At 31.2% G+C, this 17,875-nt stretch carries 17 protein-coding genes and 1 pseudogene; 5 read left to right on the top strand and 13 right to left on the bottom strand.

Annotated elements, in window-relative coordinates:
- Together BMW36_RS12580 and BMW36_RS12585 are read left to right on the top strand one after the other, a co-directional pair.
- A pseudogene (locus BMW36_RS12580) lies at positions 1-233 on the top strand (transposase domain-containing protein); the annotation flags it as partial.
- Between the two features lie 167 nt (positions 234-400).
- Entirely contained in the window at positions 401-859 is a 459-nt protein-coding gene (locus BMW36_RS12585) for a hypothetical protein (RefSeq protein WP_089741644.1), read from the top strand.
- 227 nt (positions 860-1,086) lie between these two features.
- On the opposite strand, the gene BMW36_RS12590 is transcribed toward BMW36_RS12585, so the two are convergent.
- From BMW36_RS12590 to BMW36_RS12640, 10 genes are all read right to left on the bottom strand, one after another.
- The gene (locus tag BMW36_RS12590) at positions 1,087-2,001 is read right to left on the bottom strand and encodes a tyrosine-type recombinase/integrase (protein WP_089741870.1); all 915 of its coding nucleotides are present in this window, start codon (positions 1,999-2,001) and stop codon (positions 1,087-1,089) included.
- A 329-nt stretch (positions 2,002-2,330) separates the two neighbouring features.
- Positions 2,331-4,088, bottom strand: a complete 1,758-nt coding sequence (locus BMW36_RS12595) for a UvrD-helicase domain-containing protein (RefSeq protein ID WP_175480456.1) — start codon at positions 4,086-4,088, stop codon at positions 2,331-2,333.
- Positions 4,078-5,850: an ATP-dependent nuclease gene (locus BMW36_RS12600; protein WP_089741648.1), complete on the bottom strand. Its 1,773-nt coding sequence runs from the start codon at positions 5,848-5,850 to the stop codon at positions 4,078-4,080. Before BMW36_RS12600 ends, BMW36_RS12595 begins: the two co-directional genes overlap by 11 nt.
- Before the next feature lie 82 nt (positions 5,851-5,932).
- Positions 5,933-6,655 carry an IS21-like element helper ATPase IstB gene (istB, locus tag BMW36_RS12605; RefSeq protein ID WP_089741650.1) on the bottom strand — a complete coding sequence of 241 codons (723 nt, stop codon included), beginning with the start codon at positions 6,653-6,655 and terminating at the stop codon, positions 5,933-5,935.
- 1 nt (position 6,656) lies between these two features.
- A complete protein-coding gene (gene istA, locus BMW36_RS12610; protein ID WP_342707266.1) occupies positions 6,657-8,111 on the bottom strand; it encodes an IS21 family transposase in 1,455 nt (484 codons plus the stop codon).
- 87 nt (positions 8,112-8,198) lie between these two features.
- A complete protein-coding gene (locus tag BMW36_RS12615; RefSeq protein ID WP_089741653.1) occupies positions 8,199-8,486 on the bottom strand; it encodes an AAA family ATPase in 288 nt (95 codons plus the stop codon).
- Positions 8,487-9,343: 857 nt separating this feature from the next.
- Positions 9,344-10,768, bottom strand: a complete 1,425-nt coding sequence (locus BMW36_RS12620; RefSeq protein ID WP_089741655.1) for a hypothetical protein — start codon at positions 10,766-10,768, stop codon at positions 9,344-9,346.
- Positions 10,769-11,834: 1,066 nt separating this feature from the next.
- On the bottom strand, positions 11,835-12,152 hold the full coding sequence (locus tag BMW36_RS12630) for a tyrosine-type recombinase/integrase (RefSeq protein WP_245711674.1): 318 nt from the start codon (positions 12,150-12,152) through the stop codon (positions 11,835-11,837).
- A gap of 50 nt (positions 12,153-12,202) precedes the next feature.
- Positions 12,203-12,481: a phage integrase N-terminal SAM-like domain-containing protein gene (locus tag BMW36_RS12635; protein ID WP_089741661.1), complete on the bottom strand. Its 279-nt coding sequence runs from the start codon at positions 12,479-12,481 to the stop codon at positions 12,203-12,205.
- Positions 12,482-12,551: 70 nt separating this feature from the next.
- Positions 12,552-12,848, bottom strand: a complete 297-nt coding sequence (locus tag BMW36_RS12640) for a hypothetical protein (RefSeq protein WP_139180317.1) — start codon at positions 12,846-12,848, stop codon at positions 12,552-12,554.
- Between the two features lie 59 nt (positions 12,849-12,907).
- Here BMW36_RS12640 and BMW36_RS12645 point away from each other — a divergent pair, with 59 nt between their 5' ends.
- Complete coding sequence (locus tag BMW36_RS12645; RefSeq protein WP_175480458.1) at positions 12,908-13,273, top strand: helix-turn-helix domain-containing protein; 366 nt, start codon at positions 12,908-12,910, stop codon at positions 13,271-13,273.
- 298 nt (positions 13,274-13,571) lie between these two features.
- On the opposite strand, the gene BMW36_RS12650 is transcribed toward BMW36_RS12645, so the two are convergent.
- Positions 13,572-14,099, bottom strand: coding sequence for a hypothetical protein (locus BMW36_RS12650; RefSeq protein ID WP_089741668.1), 528 nt, complete (start codon positions 14,097-14,099; stop codon positions 13,572-13,574).
- Positions 14,100-14,506: 407 nt separating this feature from the next.
- Entirely contained in the window at positions 14,507-14,701 is a 195-nt protein-coding gene (locus BMW36_RS12655) for a hypothetical protein (protein WP_089741669.1), read from the bottom strand.
- A 1,408-nt stretch (positions 14,702-16,109) separates the two neighbouring features.
- On the opposite strand from BMW36_RS12655, the gene BMW36_RS12660 reads away from it, so the two are divergent.
- Together BMW36_RS12660 and BMW36_RS12665 are read left to right on the top strand one after the other, a co-directional pair.
- Complete coding sequence (locus BMW36_RS12660) at positions 16,110-16,301, top strand: hypothetical protein (protein WP_089741671.1); 192 nt, start codon at positions 16,110-16,112, stop codon at positions 16,299-16,301.
- Entirely contained in the window at positions 16,301-16,891 is a 591-nt protein-coding gene (locus BMW36_RS12665) for an ATPase (RefSeq protein WP_089741672.1), read from the top strand. Before BMW36_RS12660 ends, BMW36_RS12665 begins: the two co-directional genes overlap by 1 nt.
- Positions 16,892-17,444: 553 nt before the next feature.
- On the opposite strand, the gene BMW36_RS12670 is transcribed toward BMW36_RS12665, so the two are convergent.
- Complete coding sequence (locus tag BMW36_RS12670) at positions 17,445-17,660, bottom strand: DUF7695 domain-containing protein (protein ID WP_089741674.1); 216 nt, start codon at positions 17,658-17,660, stop codon at positions 17,445-17,447.
- Positions 17,661-17,875 lie beyond the last annotated feature (215 nt).

A 17,875-nucleotide genomic window follows, 5' to 3' on the forward strand; every position in this document is an offset into this window, starting at 1 on the left:
CCAATGTTATAGGAAGAAAAAATTGGCTTTTTAGTGTAAGTGAAGCTGGTGCAAAAGCGAATGCCATTTGTTTGAGTATCGCTGAAACTACCAAAAGTAACGGCGTTGATTTCTATGAATATATAAAGAAACTTTTTACGGATCTACCAAATTTCAGTCTCCAACAAAACCCTGAAATTTTAGATCAATATATGCCCTGGTCAAAAATGATTCAGGAAGAATGTAGCAAATAAATGAAATAGCCGTTATTCGATTAAAAAAATCAGAATATACGGCTATTTGTGATGCGTACTCGAAGGTACGCTTATTTTTTTATAATTCGGGCTTACAGTAAACCGTTACAATCCCTTTTAAAACGCTTATGAAAGCATTGTGTGTTTGGAGAGTTATTTTAAAACAAATGCATAAGATTGCATTAAGTATGAAAGAGGCTAATAAAGATTCAAATGTAGATTATATACAATTAAAAGAAAAAATTGAAAAGAGATTCCCAAATTTACATCCTGATAGTTTAGAATTCCTTACCACGGGAGAATATCTTTATCAAGTTCATCAAGATAATATAATTGATTTTGCTCCTATAGTAGTTGAATTTTCGAAAGTTGTTGAAAATGAGTTAAACCATTCATTAAAAAATCATAATATTATTAATAAAAAGCAGAGTTTAACTTTAGGTCAAATTTATCATAAATTTAACAACGTTAGTATTAAAAACTGGCCTAACATACATGAATTCTTAGAACTAGTTATTAAACTCAGAAATGGTAGTGCGCATACAGGGAAATCTACTAAATCTAAAGTTAACTCATTAAGAAATATGCTATTTAATGATAATTGGCTACAATTAATAACTAACTAAATTAGAACTTTCCTGCTTCATATCAATTCCATTTTATTTGGGAAAATATAAACTTTTGACTAGATAACCCTAAAGTTTTAAATCGTTTTCTTAAATAAATTTTATAATTGATCTGTTTAATTCTTTCAATGCCCTAATCCAATTTTAAGAGTTAGACCCCAACGAATTTACCTACATCTAATAGGTATTTGTTGGGGTACTCTATGTTTGATATCTTTACAATATGGTCAAAACTTTGGCATCGCTTCAACCGCATCTGCTAAATCACTATATGAATCTTTTAAATACCTGCTAGTGGTAGCAATATTACTATGTCCAGCCAACCTTCTTACTTTCTCGATATCATTATTAGTCGCTTTAAGCATCCATTTACAAAACGTGTGTCGAAACATATGAGGAGTGAGTTTCTTATTTGGTAAACTATATCCCTCTATCATTGTCTGGATTCCTCTCACACTAAATTTCGGTGAACGTTGACTGTAAAAAACAAACGTAGAAGCGGATACATTCTCCTTAACCTTTGACATTTCATTGCGGTATTCTAACCAATCTTTTATTTCTGCTAATAATATATTTGAAATAGGAATAGTTCTAACCTTTATTCCCTTTCCAACAATACGGATCCGCTTCATTTCTATGTCTATATCCGTTAATTTCAAATTAGATAATTCTTCTACACGCAAACCTGCATAAGTAAGTATAAAAATAATTGCACGGTCTCTCCGATATTTCTCTTCCGGATCGACTGCACGACTTTTAATAGGCTTCTTTCTCATTATTTGAAGCAGATCCTCAAATTCATCTTCAGTTAGCCACATGATTTTTTCAGATTCCTCATCAGCCGATTTTAATTCCTTAATATTTTTCATTGGATCATGTTGAAGCTTTCCATTCAAAGTCGCCCAAGAATAGTAGCTTCTTAAAGAATTAATACGTCTATTAATAGTAGGAACCGACAATGGTTTAATATCAGTAGGATTTAACATGCTATCAACCCATTTTCTAACATCAGTGGAAGTAATATAGTCATCCAGACTAATATTTAAATCCTGACAAAATGCATTTAAATCATTTGTATAAGCAACAATCGTATTATTAGAAACGCCCTTCTCTCGAAGATAAGATATAAAATCTTTAATCAGAACCACCACCCTTTCACTTATATGACGAGTTTAACAAACTATTAATCAATGTATTTTTACGATAAATCATACATTATATGTCGAGTATAACACCTCTAGTAATCTATGCAACGTATATAATGTATATTATATGATGAGTTTTTTCTACAAAATAATTATTACTTTTTATTTACTAAGACAACCCATTTACTAATTGGGGAAATGCCAAGAGAGTCTATGTGTAATAGGTTAAATATTTATAAAATATAAAAAAGCCTAACTCTCCTCCGTACCTGTAGTGAGAAATTAGGCATAAATCTTCAACAAAAGCGATCATTTAGCTATACAATTTAATTCACAGCCATTTCTATTTTAGTTCCTCTAATCTGCCAACTATTCTTAAATTTTTCTTGTACCTTATCCGTCCAATCATCTATATGCATTGCAAAAACAAATAAATGCGTAACTCTACTCATAGCTACATATAATAAGTTATGATTTGTGTACAAATAGTTATCGTCATTATTAACACCATACCTATGGAATAAAATTTTAGTTAATGGCTTTTCAACAAAATCCACTACTAATACTGTTCTCAATGTCTCGCCTTTTACTGAGTGAATAGTATAGATGTCATTTTTATCTTTCTCATTTTCTGGTACTTCTGGATTTAATAAGATTAATTCTAGTTGGTCAAATATATTATTTCTTATATTAATACTTGCCACACCTTTTTCTTGCAATAGTTCATTAATGAATTTTTTTAATTTGTTTTTTAAAGTATCAGTTAAACCATTTTTTATTATCTCAATTAATATGATATTGAGTTGCGTAATTTGGTGATGGTTTTCAATCCACAATTTTGCCTTAGAAAGATTCTCTCTATCATCTATTATTCTTTTTACAATAAAATCTTTAACTAACGTTTTTAAAACATGGTTTATTGATTTTAATTGGTTTTGTTTCTTTTCTATATATGGTATACCTTTTTTTACTATAGAAGACCAAGGTTTAGTCAAAACCAGTACTTTATCCTCCTTTTGATTCTCCTTAAAATTTTGATTCTTATCTTCATACTCTTTTATGATTTTTTGATATTCTGGATAGATTTCCTCTTCTTTTGTATATAATAAAATTATTGGTTTAATCGACCTTTTTCCTGGAATTGTTTGGATATTTGCATTAGGCATTAATATATTTAAATGTTCTGCGATTTCCTTTCCAAAACGGTTGGTTATATTCAACCTAAAAACTTTATGTTCATCAATGTATGGCATTAGTTGATTATATGTAATAGTTTGATAAGGATCACCAACTTTTTGATAAATATTTTCTTCTGTTCCAAAAAGTTCTTCCAATAAACTAGCTCCAGCAGGGGTTGTGTCTTGAAATTCATCCAGAAAAACATATTTAAAACGATTTATCAGTATCTCTTTAAATCTGCTTTCTTGTAAATAAATACTTGAAAACAAAAAAGTATCTTTATGGGTTAAAAACCCTTGTTTTTTTCTAGAATATTTGGCGATCAACATTTGTGATTTATATTTTTCGAACTTGTCCCAATCAGTAGAGTTATATAAATCTAAGTTATCATTTTCCTTGTCAAATAATAATTCACTATTATGAACCCTTTTTGAAATAGCATCTATCACACCATTATTCATCCAAGAATTTTTACGACCAAGAAAAGTTTTATAATATTCTAAGTCACTTTTATGTTCTTTATCAAATATTAAACTGTTATGTTTGAATTTATATTTGAAGAAAGGAATTACACAAAATCGATTAAAAAATTCATGAATTGTACCAATAAAATGTGGGTGATTAACATGACCAACTCCAGCTTTACTTAAAACATTATTTATCTCATTAACCGCAACGTTTGTATGTGTAATAATACAAACTCCATCCTTACTATTAGTTGCACTCAAATTTTTAAGTAACAATGCTATTTTTGCAGCTAAGGCTGTTGTTTTTCCTGCACCCGGACCAGCCACAATTGTTTTTGATTCATTTAATTCAATAAACTCCCTTTGTTTACTATTAAAATAGCCATTACCTAATAATATTTTCTCAACTAATTTATAGTCTTCTTCCTTAAATTGCACCGTCCTCTCCTCCTGTAACATGATAAATAGCATCAACAAGATGTTTTAGAAATTCATCTGAAAGCAATACTTCTTTTAAGTGAGATTTATTATCTAACATGAATTTAGCAAACTTTTGAGCTACAACAGCCTTAGAAACTTCTTTTTCTAACAAAAACCTATAAACAGCTGTTGCTCTTTGATTTGGTTTTGAAAATCTTTCCCACTCTTTCTTTTTAGTATCTCTATTTACTTCTTGAGTATAGTGAGATTCTAATAAAATGTTTTCAAAGTCCTCTCCTAAACTACTCAAAGCAATGGAATGTTCGAGAGTCCAAGGCCTAGAAATAAAAACTTTTGTTTTTTCAATGTTATTAAAATATCTCTCATTTATTTCATACTCATTTTTTTCTTTAAACTCTTCGAATTGTGGTTCAGTCATCTGTAAAATCTCTGCAATTTGAGTATGAATTTCTTTAAATTTTTTGCTTTGTTCATCAAGTGATAAGCTTTCTTTTATTTTACTACCATATAATGTCCTAGACTTACTAAACATATCTTTAGTAGTAACATATATTTTCTCTAATTCCCTATTTATACCTTCACAGCCATATAAATTGGCAATTTCCCTATTAAGTTTTTCATTTATCATGATATAACAAGGTTCATCATAGTAATCAATTGGCTTTAAGTCTAAATCTGTTATTATAGATACTGGAAAATTCAGAAGTTTACTTTCATCATATCTTAGAAAAATAGATGTATATCTCTTAAAAGCAAGATTACCAACGTTAATAATTGAAACACCATACCTATGCAAAGGTCGTCCAATAACTTCTGATATTGCTGGTAATAATATGTTCTCTGCATCTCCCTCTACAAAAATAACCCCTTGAGCAAAAAACATATTAGCCTTAGTAGCATCTAAGAAACGTTCTAAAAACTCATAATCTGCTTCATCTAGTTTTGTGTATCCTTTTCTCATTGGATAAGCCTGTTTATTGTAAACAAAGATTATACTTTCAAGAGATATGGAAGAAGCTAAGACTGGACTATGTGATGTAAATATGTATTGAATTCCCGTATCAATTGAATCCTTCTCAAAATGCTTTATAATACGCAACTGTGCTTGTGGATGTATATGTGCCTCTACTTCTTCAATAAGGGCTATTTTAGGTCCAACCTCTGCTTCACTCAATAATAATAATTCGACAGCCATAAATAGTAAGTTAGAGCTTCCTAATCCTGTTCCAACTTCTCCTAAATTCAATTCAAGTTTTCTCAAAATCTCAACAAAACTCATTTCTTTGCTTCTGATTTCAGGTTCCTTCCTATTATTATCCTCAAAAAAATGATCAACTGTTTCCCCAATTTTTTTTAACACAGGATCACTTAAAACTGTTTTTAATTCATCAAATGCATGGGCAAAGCTATCAATTATTTGCTTTTGCTCTGGACTATCATCTGCAAAATCACTCAGATTTTTTACTACTTGGGCTATTCGAGAACGTTTACCCGGCCTTAATTCAGCTGCTGCATCTCTTAAAGGTTTTAAATATGTCACTGACAATAGATGTCTAACAGTATCTTCCATACCACTTTCTAGACTTTCAGGCCCAGCTTGTACAATCTTTTTAATTTTCATCTGTTTATTTATATCTTCGTAAATTTCTGCTTCCATTACAACTCGAAGTTCAGTTTTTTCAGGATTTATTGTTAACCATTCGTAAAAGAAAGCTTCTTCTCTTGGCGTTAAACTTCTAAATATGCACTCTATTTTCAAACTTGTGTATTTTGCAAGCAAAAAGTTTAGAAAAATGCAAAGAAAAGTTTAGAACTATGCCAGCCCTCTTTTTTCGATATGACTAATGATTTGATAGTGCGTGTTTTACACGGTAACTATCTCCTGTAAAACTCAAGATATGCGCGTGATGAATCACGCGGTCCACTAAGGCGGCTGTTAGCCGCGCATCCACAAATATACGATTCCATTGACTAAATTCTAAATTAGATGTAATCACAAGGCTACACTGTTCATACCAATCAGAAATCAGCTGAAACAATAGTTCTGCGCCATCTTTACTGAAAGGGACATAACCCATTTCATCTAGAATAATCATATCTACCTTCTTAAACTTGTTGCGTAATGATTGAAAGCGTCCTTCTCTCCACGATTTTTCGAGTAAATCTACTAAATCAGCCACCCGGTAGAAACGGACTTCATATCCGTTTCTACAAGCCTTTCGGCCTAATCCTGTTACGAGGTGCGACTTCCCAGTCCCAGGAGCACCTGTTAAAATTACATTCTCTTTCTTATCTATAAAATAGAGGGATTCAAGCGTTTGTCTATCCAGTTGTGGTGGAAATCGTATATGATCGCTCCATTGATAATTCGTAAGTTCTTTTTCATTCATAAATTTTGCTTTCTTGATTAACCGTTCTCCTTTTACAGCCTCTCTTAGCTCTAATTCTTGTTGTAATAGTGCTGTTACGTATTGCTCTGGGCTCTCAAATGGGATTTTTTCATAAATATCGGAAACATATGCTAAACGCAGTGATTTACATTTTTCTTTGATTGGATTTGACATCTTACACCTCCTCCTTTATTAGGGAAGCATTCAAAGGTTGGAGGGAGTCATATATGTTCCAATTCACGTCATAAGGGTGTTCGATGGAATCATGAAATGATTCTCTTTCTTCGGTCTCCATCGGTAGTAATTCATAAAATCGTTCAGCTATTTCCTGCATATCATATTTTATAATTAGGCTTATTAGCCAATGAACCCGTTCTTTTCTTAGCTTCATCGATTCGATATCTAAGTAATGGGCGATTCTACCAGGAAGATAAGGAAAATATCGAGAATACACAACAGATCGCGGCTTCCTCATCCAATTTTTTAATATGGATTGCCATGGAATTTCTCTTGTTTGATTCATATAAGGCCTAGGGCCTTTAGAAAGTACCTCTCCATGTTGAGAAATAACTTTATAGTGGTCCCAATAGACAATCAGATATAATTTGTTATAGTGATAACTATTTGGTACGTGAATTGCCTTGCCATCAATCATTACCTCACCATATTTATTCGCCGTTACCATGGTTTCTTTAAATACAGGGTATTCGGTTTCGGGAAATGCCAAACCGTACTTCTTCTCTTCCTTCATCAAACCTGAAATAGTTATCCCTTTCTTGTAATGATTTCGTTCATGATCTATCTTACAGTGTTCTCGTAATAAATCACGTAAGTGTGTTAAGTCTTTAATAACAGGTGTTGGGGTGAAAAAGTTGTATCGAACATACCCCACCTTATTTTCTACATGTCCTTTTTCATTTCCTTTTCTTGGATTACATGCTTGTGGTTCAAATCCATAATGACTCGCAAAACGTTGAAAAGCACCTGTAAAAACAGTTTCTTGTTGACGACCTCTTGCCGTTACAACCGCAGCTGAAAGATTATCAAGACGAAGCTTTCTTGGGACATATCCCGCCTCTGCGAAAAGCATCTTAATGCCTTCTAAAAAGCATTCTTGATTTTCCGCAGGTAAAGGTACAACCAATCCCCCATTACTATATGGGAAACTCATTATCAAGCAATGGATATCCTTTACCTTTCCATCCTGTACCACTTCTGTAATACCGAAGTCTATTTGTGCTTCTGCAGGAGGATGTGTTAGCCTTTCTGATTCTTCTTTAATTCCATCGGCTTCATCCAGCGTTTTATCTTTCCACTCTGCAATATAGTTACACACGGTTCGATAAGAACCTGGAAACCCTAACTGCTGTAATTGTTCAAATATATTTTTATTGTTTCTTCTCAATTTCTTTTTTAGTGCATAATCCTCCATTAGCCAGTCTGATACAATTTCTCCCCAGTGTTCTTCATACATCATCCCTTTCTTTACAGTTATTTTTTCTTTAGGCAATTGATCTTCATCCGCATACTTTTTTACGGTTTCCCAACAAAAACCAGTACGTTTTGAAATTTCATTGATTGATAGTGATTTTATATTCCTTAATTTTTTGATATGATTAATTTCAGGCATTGCTAGCATCCTTTCACTTCCCCCCACCATTAATTGATTAGACACCATTAACGGTAGGTTATTTTGAGAGGACTGGCAAGCCTTATTTTATGTCTGCAACCTTCTAACATTTTGGTTGCAATACTCTATACTTTTATTTTGCATTAAACAACTTGTACTACCTTCGTAAAAATCTTCTTCCCTTACCCAGTTCACATCTTGATTATTTGTAGAAAGAACAGTTTTTATTGCATCAATAATTGCTGTCTTACCTGAATCATTTTCACCAACTATTACATTTAGACCATTATTGAATTCTATTTCAAGTCCACATTCTCCATTTTGACTTTCACTAAATTTCCTCCAATTCCACAATCTCAAAGTATGTAAATACATTTAATAACCCTCCTCCCATTAAGCATATCATGTTTGACCGCCACTCATTATATTTATAGTTTTCTCTTTAAGCTGATATCATAGGTGTGTTTCAATATTTGGACAACTTTCAGAGAGTATTTTATTGAATGGCAACTTAACATTAACCACATTAACCTAATTATGCAAAAACCGTAATCTGTAAATCTACAACCATGTTATTTAATATTTGACTATCTAGATGGTGCGAATTGGTAATCAATAACTAAATTGAATTATTATTATGAAACCAGTAGTTCTCACTATGTTTTAATAATACCAATAATATAATTCGTAATATATCCAGTAATAAAATACATAATATAAATAATTGGCTCTTCATTAAAAGATAGAAATGCCAGTAAAAGCCCTTATATATCAAGGGTTATGGGGTACTTATTAAAAACACGCCTGCAATACTTTTCCCGCATAATTTAAAATGTATCTTAGATAAAATAAAATTTATTGGTTTGAGTAAAAAAATCCCCATATAAAATAACTTTTTTGAGGATACTATAAAAAATTCCCAAAAGGTGAAAGCGTATCTTTACCATCCGCTAGTATAGAGAGTTTAGTTAAATGATTTAATATGATGATTATAAAGGGGAATAAATAGAGGGACGACAAATAGCCCTTCTCCAATTAGGCAGAATGGCAGAATTATTAATATTTATTTTTAAAATTTTTAAAATAGATTGTCAACCAATGTAAATAGAACTTCATTATCCTAGTCTATCAATTATTTTCCGTAATATTATTGCTGGCCAGCTAACCACGATCCATCTCAGTTCCAGATACTATATAGATTTAATAACAATTTATTATTTTCTTAACCACCATTATTCCTTTAACCAATTATAAAAAAGAATATTATCTTCAGGTTTTTGATAAACTTTTTTCTGCTTGTTAATGCTAATATCTTGCATTTGTCGACTCTTATTTGTGAGTAGACCTTGTTTTGCTAAATACAGCACTTGATCTGAATTGTTATCATAAGCCCTTTTCTCGTACTTATAAATTTCATCGACTTTGTTCCTGAACAAGTACCATTCCCGACTTAATTTGGAAATATCATCGTACAGCCTATATTCATTTTTCTTCATGTCGTAATCTAATACGATTTTTCTATCATCATATGCATAATCGATAAAATATGATAAATAAGATTTACTCTTTTGTAGAATTTTAATTGCATAATCCGAATCAAATTCAACATATGGAAGTCCAATTTTATTTTCAGCACATTCATTTTTAACTTCATTAACAATACCTTTTAGTTCTTTTTCAATTAAAGGAATTACATAATAATTTTTTAGGACATTTGAACACTCACCATTTCTCATTAAATTCTCAAATGAATGTGTTTGTTTTTCAAAGAAATCAACCATTGCCTCTCTATATAATTGGATACCAGTGATTCCAAATTCTTTATACAAAGCTTCCTTAGTGGCATGAATTTTTTTAAATATATCTTCTTCATATACATCTATACTGCAGCCATATTCCATTGCAATTGATTTCAAATCTAATAGAGTTGATAATCGCGATGAGTCGTAAATATCCACGATTTGGTCTTTAGAAACCAAGTTTCTTGATATACGGATATGAATGATCTTATTATTCTCTTTCTTCAAACTCATCCGTTGCTTTTTATTATCCTTGGTTTTTCCAGCGTAAATACGAATCTTCTCTTTAATCTTTTCTGTTCCTTTATTAAGAAATAATTTACTTTTTCCAAGTCGTACTTCAAAAAAGCCAGCTTCGATGAGTTTAATAAGATTTGTTAGCATATCTTCAAAACTAATAAAAAATGGCAATTTTACATTTTCCCGATTTGTTCGATTATTATATAAATGTTCAATTGCAATTGAATGTTCAGTTCCCGGCATTTTTACACCCAGAATATAATAGAGAAAAATTAATTGACGTTTGTATAGGCTGAAAAACTTTTTATCTGTAAAGAAATTATATAAATTAATATAATGATAATCTTTTCTAGATTTTTGGGAATTAATGTTAAATTTACTATAATAAGAATAATCATCAGCAAGATATATCCAGTTTTCTTTTTCTAAATATTGTAGAGCTTCTTTTACTACCTTTTTAGACATGATTCCTGTATTTTCTATTTCACATATCGAGAAATTGATTCGCCCATCCAAATCTGTTTTGGAAGCTAGATATGGAATTAGTCTCAATGAAATTGCAGGTAATTTTCTGAGATTATCTGTTTTCATTATCATTTTTCTGTCTATTTTTGTCATTTTTCAACCTCCGTTTGAATCCAAAAACACAAAAAAACCCAAAACTATAATGGCCATTTTTTAAAAGACCTAGTAGTTTTGGGGTTTTCCCTTTTTGTATATTTAATTTTCATACATGATTAATTTAGGATTATATATCTTATAAATAAGTTGGACAAATAAAATTTTAATCTTCTATCTCATCTTATCAAGACTATATTACTCAGGTCGCCATTGTAAGCAATACATGAATTAGGACACTAATCTTTAACGACTTCTTTTCACTTATATTTTTATTATATCACAATTATCCATCGTAGGAAATAGTTTTCTTCGTTTCTATCTTTGCTTCATCTACAGCAAAAAAATACATGTACAATGTATATCTCAATTAAACAATTTACTGCTCTGTTTATTATTACCTTTATTTTTTTCATTACATAAATATATCCATTATTGATCCTTACCTTACGCTTGTATACATATTGCCTTTAGTATCACAATCTTTTGTTACTTTAATGCCCATGCTTTGCAATTTTTCAATATTCATTTGTCTCTGATTATCTAAATCAATCAATAGCTTCTTAAATAAAAAATGAATCATAACTTTAATCAATTGGGTCCAAAAAATCTTTAAAATACAAAATGTTGCTACAAAGATAATTAATAAGATTGCAAAGTTAGTAAGCGTATTAATCATAGTAACTGCTCCTTTTGTCATATTCAACAAACATATTTAAATAATTTCAATCAAATATGCTTAGCCCTCTTACAAAAATTTTTAAACTTTTTAATTTCTTCTACGAACGAGTGATAGTTGTTCTCCAAAGCAATTTAAGGCATGAAAAAAATTTTAATATCTATTCCTTTCATTTATTATAATTTTTACAACATCCCTTGACAACGGTTTTCATAATAACATATGATCTTAATATAGAATTAAAAGTATCCACTTTATCACTTCCTACAGAGAAAATGGGTGAGTTTATTGAGTGAACAGATGTTTATGTTGTTTACTCAATAAATCACCCACTAGTTTTTTTCGGAACATACTAAATAAAACTTTTATCATCAGTCAAGATCCAAACTACAGATAATAAAGTTCGGATGTTTCTATCCTTTCATGTCTTGCCAGCCGTTGTAGTTCTTCCACACAAAATCCTTCATCCACTAAATTCCGACAGAAGCTATGTCGCAACTTTAATGCGGTGACCTTTTCCATTTTTGCTTTCTGTGCATATTTTCCAAGCAGTTTTTGTATTGCAGTTTCCGTTAGTAGAGAGGTTGCCTCTGATACAAATACATTGGCAGATTGCTGGTGTATTGGCCTTGGCATTTCTTCACGTATTTTTAACCATTCACGAAAATTCTCAGCATATACATCCTTTAAAACAAACGAATTCAAATAGCTTTTCTCATCTTCCTTTAAATGGATTACTATTTCCTCGTTTTCAATCAATATATTAGATCACGATCTACTAAATAATCAAAAAAGATTTTAAGCAGAAGAATATACTTTTTTACCATGGCCTTTGATAATTTTCGATTACTTTCTAAATCATCAATATAATTTACAATATGTCTTGGCATGATAGCTTCCGGATAATTGGTTATACACTTCTTTTCCAGCCATTGCTCAAATTGGCAGAACATTGATTTATACGTTTTCACTGTGTATGATACTTTCCCCACTTTCACAGAATGTTCTAGGAAACATTCATGAATCCTTTCCATTTCTAACACTCCTCTTCCTTTTCCTTATTTAGTTGGACATAGTCGTTCTAGGACTATGTCCAATGTTCTACTACCAACCAAATCGAATTTCGAAAGCTTTACGAACGATCATTTTATTTTTATGATCTAGAATATCAATCTCATTAATGTCTATATTTTTATTGTTAGTGTATACATGTAAAGCTAGTTCCAACAAAAACTTTTCACTTCGCGACCATGTTTTGGAGTCCCGCTGTAATCTCTCCACATCAATAAACGAATCATGTAGATCCACATATTCTTCTGTTAAATAGTTTTTCAATTTGCTATGATTAGTAAAGATGTGTAGAAATGCCTTCATATATTTATCATAGGTACCATTTGACATGTCTGACTCCTCCTTTCAATCTTATAAAGAGCCAATTTCACTTAAAAGAGGGATACAATATGGATTCAGCAAATTTCGGCAATTACCTACGAACATTACGGAAAAGAAATGATTTAACTATCAACCAATTAGAAGAACTGACAGGTATCAGTAATGCTTACATTTCACAAATCGAAACAGGTAAACGAGGGGTGCCTTCATCTGAGATTTTAAAAAAACTCTGCTTACCCTTAAAAGTTTCCCATCAACCTTTAATGATTGAAGCGGGTTACTTGAAGGAACCAACTACTTTTCCTGAGCATGTGGATTTAGGAAAATTGCTATTACAACAAAACAACATTTTCTTTCGTGGAATACAAATAAATGCGAAACAAAGAAAGATATTGCTCGATATTTTGGAGCAATTTACTGATAATGAAATGTAAAACAAGAGATAGCAACATTATTGATTAACTCTCTTGTTTTCCTCCTCTTCTAAGCGCAAATACTATAACAGCAATTCCATGTAATTCTAAGTACCTCTTGCAATTTTTTTCTATACTTCTCTTTCTACATCTATTAAAATCCCTTTACCTATAACCCTAGATGTAAGGTCGTTTCAACATTTTACACTTATGTTAAAATAAAATAACTTTTGTTATATAAAGCGGCCATTAGGTCAATAAAGTATTGACAAACCTCAACTTATAAGGGTGATTTCTTTTATATCATTTGATTGATCACTCATGTTGATTTTCTCTTGTAAAAAAACAAGTCTAATAAATGAGGAATTTCTTTCTGCTTATAATAGGGTATTCGCAAAAATGGAAGATCGTTAATTTTACAATAAACATCTTTCATTTGATCTTTTTTAACTCTATCTTTATACGCATCTTCTCCTCCATAAAATTCTATCGGGTGATAATGCATTTGCCCATCAAATTCAATTAAAAATTTTACTTCTCCGTTATCCATTACTGCAAAATCAAAGGGCAGTGTATATCTATCTCGACAATCTTCAAATCGGTATTGTTGTTGATACGGCCAATTACGCATTTCCATTTCATTTCTAATCATTTTTTCTCCAGTGGACTCTTTCCTGTCGCAAACTCTACATTGAGGGTAGTACAACAGATCCCGGGCAGCTGATAATGTAAATATTCTGTTACATTCCACATGTCGCAAGGTAATAGATTCATATGCCCCCCGGTATTTATCTACCACTACGAAATTATCTATAGTTAACTTATTTAACTCATCTTGAAATTGCAATGTAGTCTTACGCTACCTTTCACTAAACCTACTCTTTATACAGTGATGACAGCGGTTCCCCGATAAGAATCTAGATCTCACAATCTGAATAGTTCGTCCACATGTATGATGAATCATCGCTATCGGTGAATTAGTATTCTCATATTCACCGATAATAGTATATTCATCGCCTACTAAATTTTCACTTCATCTTGGAATTGTTGTTGCGAAACTCGTAAGTTGCCACAACAGTAAGGACAACGTGATCCATTTAAAAAATGCTTAGGCTTCGAGTACCATTTCGTTCCACATTTATGAGGTTGCATTAATATTGGATTATCAGTTAACGTATATTCATCCAAAACTTCATACTCATCCTGTAGTAATTTATACACTAGATCTTTATATTCTTTTGTGGACTATTTATATCACCTATTGCACTTTGGACAACGTCGCCCTTGTAAAAACTTATTTGGTGTTACCCAATATTTATATCCACATGCGTTATGCTTCATTATAAGTTTTTGATGGGCAATTATATATTTAGTTAGCGGCTGGTAATCCTCTCCTCCTAAATCGAACACCTCTTTTTTAAATTGATCATCTGTTTTTCTTTTACCCATTTGCTCACCCCTTTGTTAACTTTTCATAACTATTGTTATAAAAATAGTACACCAGGTCACGTTAATGCACAAACAAGAGTTTGAATACCAAATTTAGAAAAGAACCGTATCATTTAATCACTTGCTATATCACCAAAATTAGGATGACAAAATTCGCCATCCTCTTGTTATAAATATTTCTTGTTCACTTATATTTCATTATTACTCATATAAACCTAATCACCTATTTGTGATATAGATACCCTTATTAGTATCGATTAACTATCGAACACCCTTATTCAATATTATTTATGCTAAAAAATCCTTCTGTAATGTGTATTAGATACGTATATTGGATACTCTTGAAATGCCCTTATAACAACCATTTCATACCTATTAAACAATGATTTAAGATAAGTTACCTTTATTAGTATCTAATTGTAGTAACAACATTACATCAAAACATTGTTAGTATGATAAAAGAACATAAATTAGTTTTCATTGTGAAAGATTTAATTACAAAATATAATTAAAATTTTCGAATAGCTCTTGGACCGACATGAAGCCTCTACGGGCATGGAATTTTGCGAAAAAGTGCTTTATATAAAGATTAAGCACTGTCTATCAGACAGGGTACCTGCATTCCTCTCCATATCAAGCCTTCTTAATGGATAATAATCTTATATTCACAAACTCTTAGTGGCTCAATATTCGATTACCATATACACTTACACAACTAAATTAATTATTTCACATATATACCCTGTACATATGCTATACATATTTAGCACTATTTGTAAATTCGATATCGCCTTAGAAAAAAATCTCTAAAAGAAAATTTTAGCTTTATGCAGATATAATTCGAGTCCATAGCTAACGTATAAAAGGCTTTCTATTTGCATATGTTTATTTGTTTTTCTTCCCCAGAATATATATATATTATATTGTTTTATGAAATCCGACTTAGAAATCAGGATGGTTCATACACTTAATTGGGTACCTTTTTCCCTACCCAATTAACCCTATGTACGGATTCATAACTCCAATAACTTTTAAACCCCATTAATTATGTAAGTTAATCGTAAAAATATACAGCTTTTCTCGAGACTATATAATCTTATTTACCCTAAAATTACTTGCTTTTTTATTCCTTTGATTAAGAGTATTCAGTGGTGTTACCGTCAAGTTAAATGACACAGTTATTGCTCAATTAAATGATGCAATTAATAGGAAATTTAGTTAAAGCAAATAACAAGTGATGTATAAAAAATTGTATAATTTAGTGTCTTTAAGCAACTTCTTTGTTTAAGAAAAGCCATTCGCTACTTTAAGTGAAGCTATTCAAAAATTCTCATTACTTACTACATTTCAAATCGCTTATAAAAGTAATAATTAATCTGATATAATTTAAAGAAAGGTGGTGTTCCTTATGTTAGAACAAAACAATGAACCTAAGAGAAAATATGAATGGTTAAGTAAATGGGTTAAAATGACTGGTGAGCGAGCGAGAATTGATGCTAAAGTAAATAACACATTTATCGTATATGAAAAAGACGGAAAGCTTGTAAAGGAATTCCCTAATGGTGATATTGTGCCATTGAACAAAAATGGTGACTTGTAATGCATAGCCACAAACCTATATTCTTTGTATTTGCGGGTAATAACGGAAGTGGTAAAAGCACAATACGTAACTTAATTATTGATAAAATTGGTATGGATATTAATATTGATCCAGATGCTATCTCTCGAAGAATCGATCCAAAAAACCCTGAAAAAAATAGGGTTTCAGCAGGTAAGGAAGTCATTAAATCTGTCAATAAGTACATTAAGGAAGGTAAGGACTTTTCAATTGAGACAACCCTTGGTGGTAAAAATGCTATTAAACAAGTGCAGAAAGCTAAAGAGATAGGCTATGAAATAACTATGTTTTATGTTGCACTAAATAATGTTCTCCAAAACATAGAAAGGGTTGCCATTAGAGTTAAGAATGGCGGACATCATATCCCTACTGAAGATATCATGAGGAGGAATAAAACTTCTTTTGAGCATCTTTATGACTATGCTTATATGATTGACAACCTAGTATTAATTGATAACAGTGAGGAAGATGGAGAAATTGTGCTTGAAGTAAATAATGGTTTCATGACTTTCGAAGCTACCTACCTTCCCGAATGGGCATATCCTGTTCTCCAACAGTTTGAAAAGGATTAATTGATCAAGCGAATTTCTTCTTGCTTTAAGAAAATTGGCTTTTTAATATCATGCACCACCGATAAAATAAAAAATTTTATTGAAGATACGTCTCTGTTAATGGAATAACTTATTTCAATCGACCCATTAATATACTGTCAGAAGATTCTCCGTGTACAATTATTGTTATTCCGTATTACTGCCTCATTAGGGCAACATCCACAGCTTCGTTAATGTGTCCATAAAAAGGGATTGCTAACTAAAAATAGGATTGTATTATATCAAGTAACTCTATCAAGCGGTCACAGAGGAGCATATCAGAATGTAATTACTCTCAAATATAAGAGTTTTATATACAGTGGATTTGCTGTTTTCCACAAATCATATTATACAATTCAATATATTCTTCATCTTGTCCCTTTATTTAGTATTGTTTGGACGATGTAAAATGCTATCCCCCTCCATTGCATCTTTAGAAACACTTATAACAAATTTCAAGATTGCAACTGCTTTTACTGGCAATATTGCAATATTAACCCCGCGGAATCTTCATCTTTCTCCTTCGTTTCTATCTTCATTCTCCCTCATAATCCGAATAACTAAAATCAATAAAATCTTCTATCTTTGCATCTTTAGGCTGATTTCCTCCCCAGCCAAATCGCTGGTAATCCTTCCCTCCATCTATAAATATAGATCCACATTTACATCTCTTAAAATCATGGCGATGTATCGATTCAATGATATCATTGCACTGTTTACATCGGATCTTGTTTACTAATACTCTTTTCATAGATTATCATTCCTTTTCTACTGAATTGGACTGCTATTTTTTTACCGGATAATTATATCATTATTTTCGAATTTGCTATATTGTTAGTGTTTTCGACAATCAAAGACATTATGTAATTAACAACAGGATAAAGATTGTAGTAATGAATAATGATGGTGAAGGTCAAAGCGATGAAGGATTAAGAAATGGAGACTATGGAAAATTAAAAATTAAAA

Source organism: Gracilibacillus ureilyticus (genome assembly GCF_900111195.1).
Taxonomy (GTDB): Bacteria; Bacillota; Bacilli; order Bacillales; family Amphibacillaceae; genus Gracilibacillus; species Gracilibacillus ureilyticus.

Bases quoted from the DNA above. Each gene is read 5' to 3' on its own strand.
- BMW36_RS12645 (WP_175480458.1), top strand. From the start codon at position 12,908: ATGGATTCAGCAAATTTCGGCAATTACCTACGAACATTACGGAAAAGA.
- BMW36_RS12585 (WP_089741644.1), top strand. From the start codon at position 401: ATGCATAAGATTGCATTAAGTATGAAAGAGGCTAATAAAGATTCAAAT.
- BMW36_RS12620 (WP_089741655.1), bottom strand. From the start codon at position 10,768: ATGACAAAAATAGACAGAAAAATGATAATGAAAACAGATAATCTCAGA.
- BMW36_RS12615 (WP_089741653.1), bottom strand. From the start codon at position 8,486: ATGTATTTACATACTTTGAGATTGTGGAATTGGAGGAAATTTAGTGAA.
- BMW36_RS12665 (WP_089741672.1), top strand. From the start codon at position 16,301: ATGCATAGCCACAAACCTATATTCTTTGTATTTGCGGGTAATAACGGA.
- istB (WP_089741650.1), bottom strand. From the start codon at position 6,655: ATGTCAAATCCAATCAAAGAAAAATGTAAATCACTGCGTTTAGCATAT.
- BMW36_RS12670 (WP_089741674.1), bottom strand. From the start codon at position 17,660: ATGAAAAGAGTATTAGTAAACAAGATCCGATGTAAACAGTGCAATGAT.
- BMW36_RS12640 (WP_139180317.1), bottom strand. From the start codon at position 12,848: ATGTCAAATGGTACCTATGATAAATATATGAAGGCATTTCTACACATC.
- BMW36_RS12655 (WP_089741669.1), bottom strand. From the start codon at position 14,701: ATGGGTAAAAGAAAAACAGATGATCAATTTAAAAAAGAGGTGTTCGAT.
- BMW36_RS12660 (WP_089741671.1), top strand. From the start codon at position 16,110: ATGTTAGAACAAAACAATGAACCTAAGAGAAAATATGAATGGTTAAGT.
- BMW36_RS12635 (WP_089741661.1), bottom strand. From the start codon at position 12,481: ATGGAAAGGATTCATGAATGTTTCCTAGAACATTCTGTGAAAGTGGGG.
- istA (WP_342707266.1), bottom strand. From the start codon at position 8,111: ATGCCTGAAATTAATCATATCAAAAAATTAAGGAATATAAAATCACTA.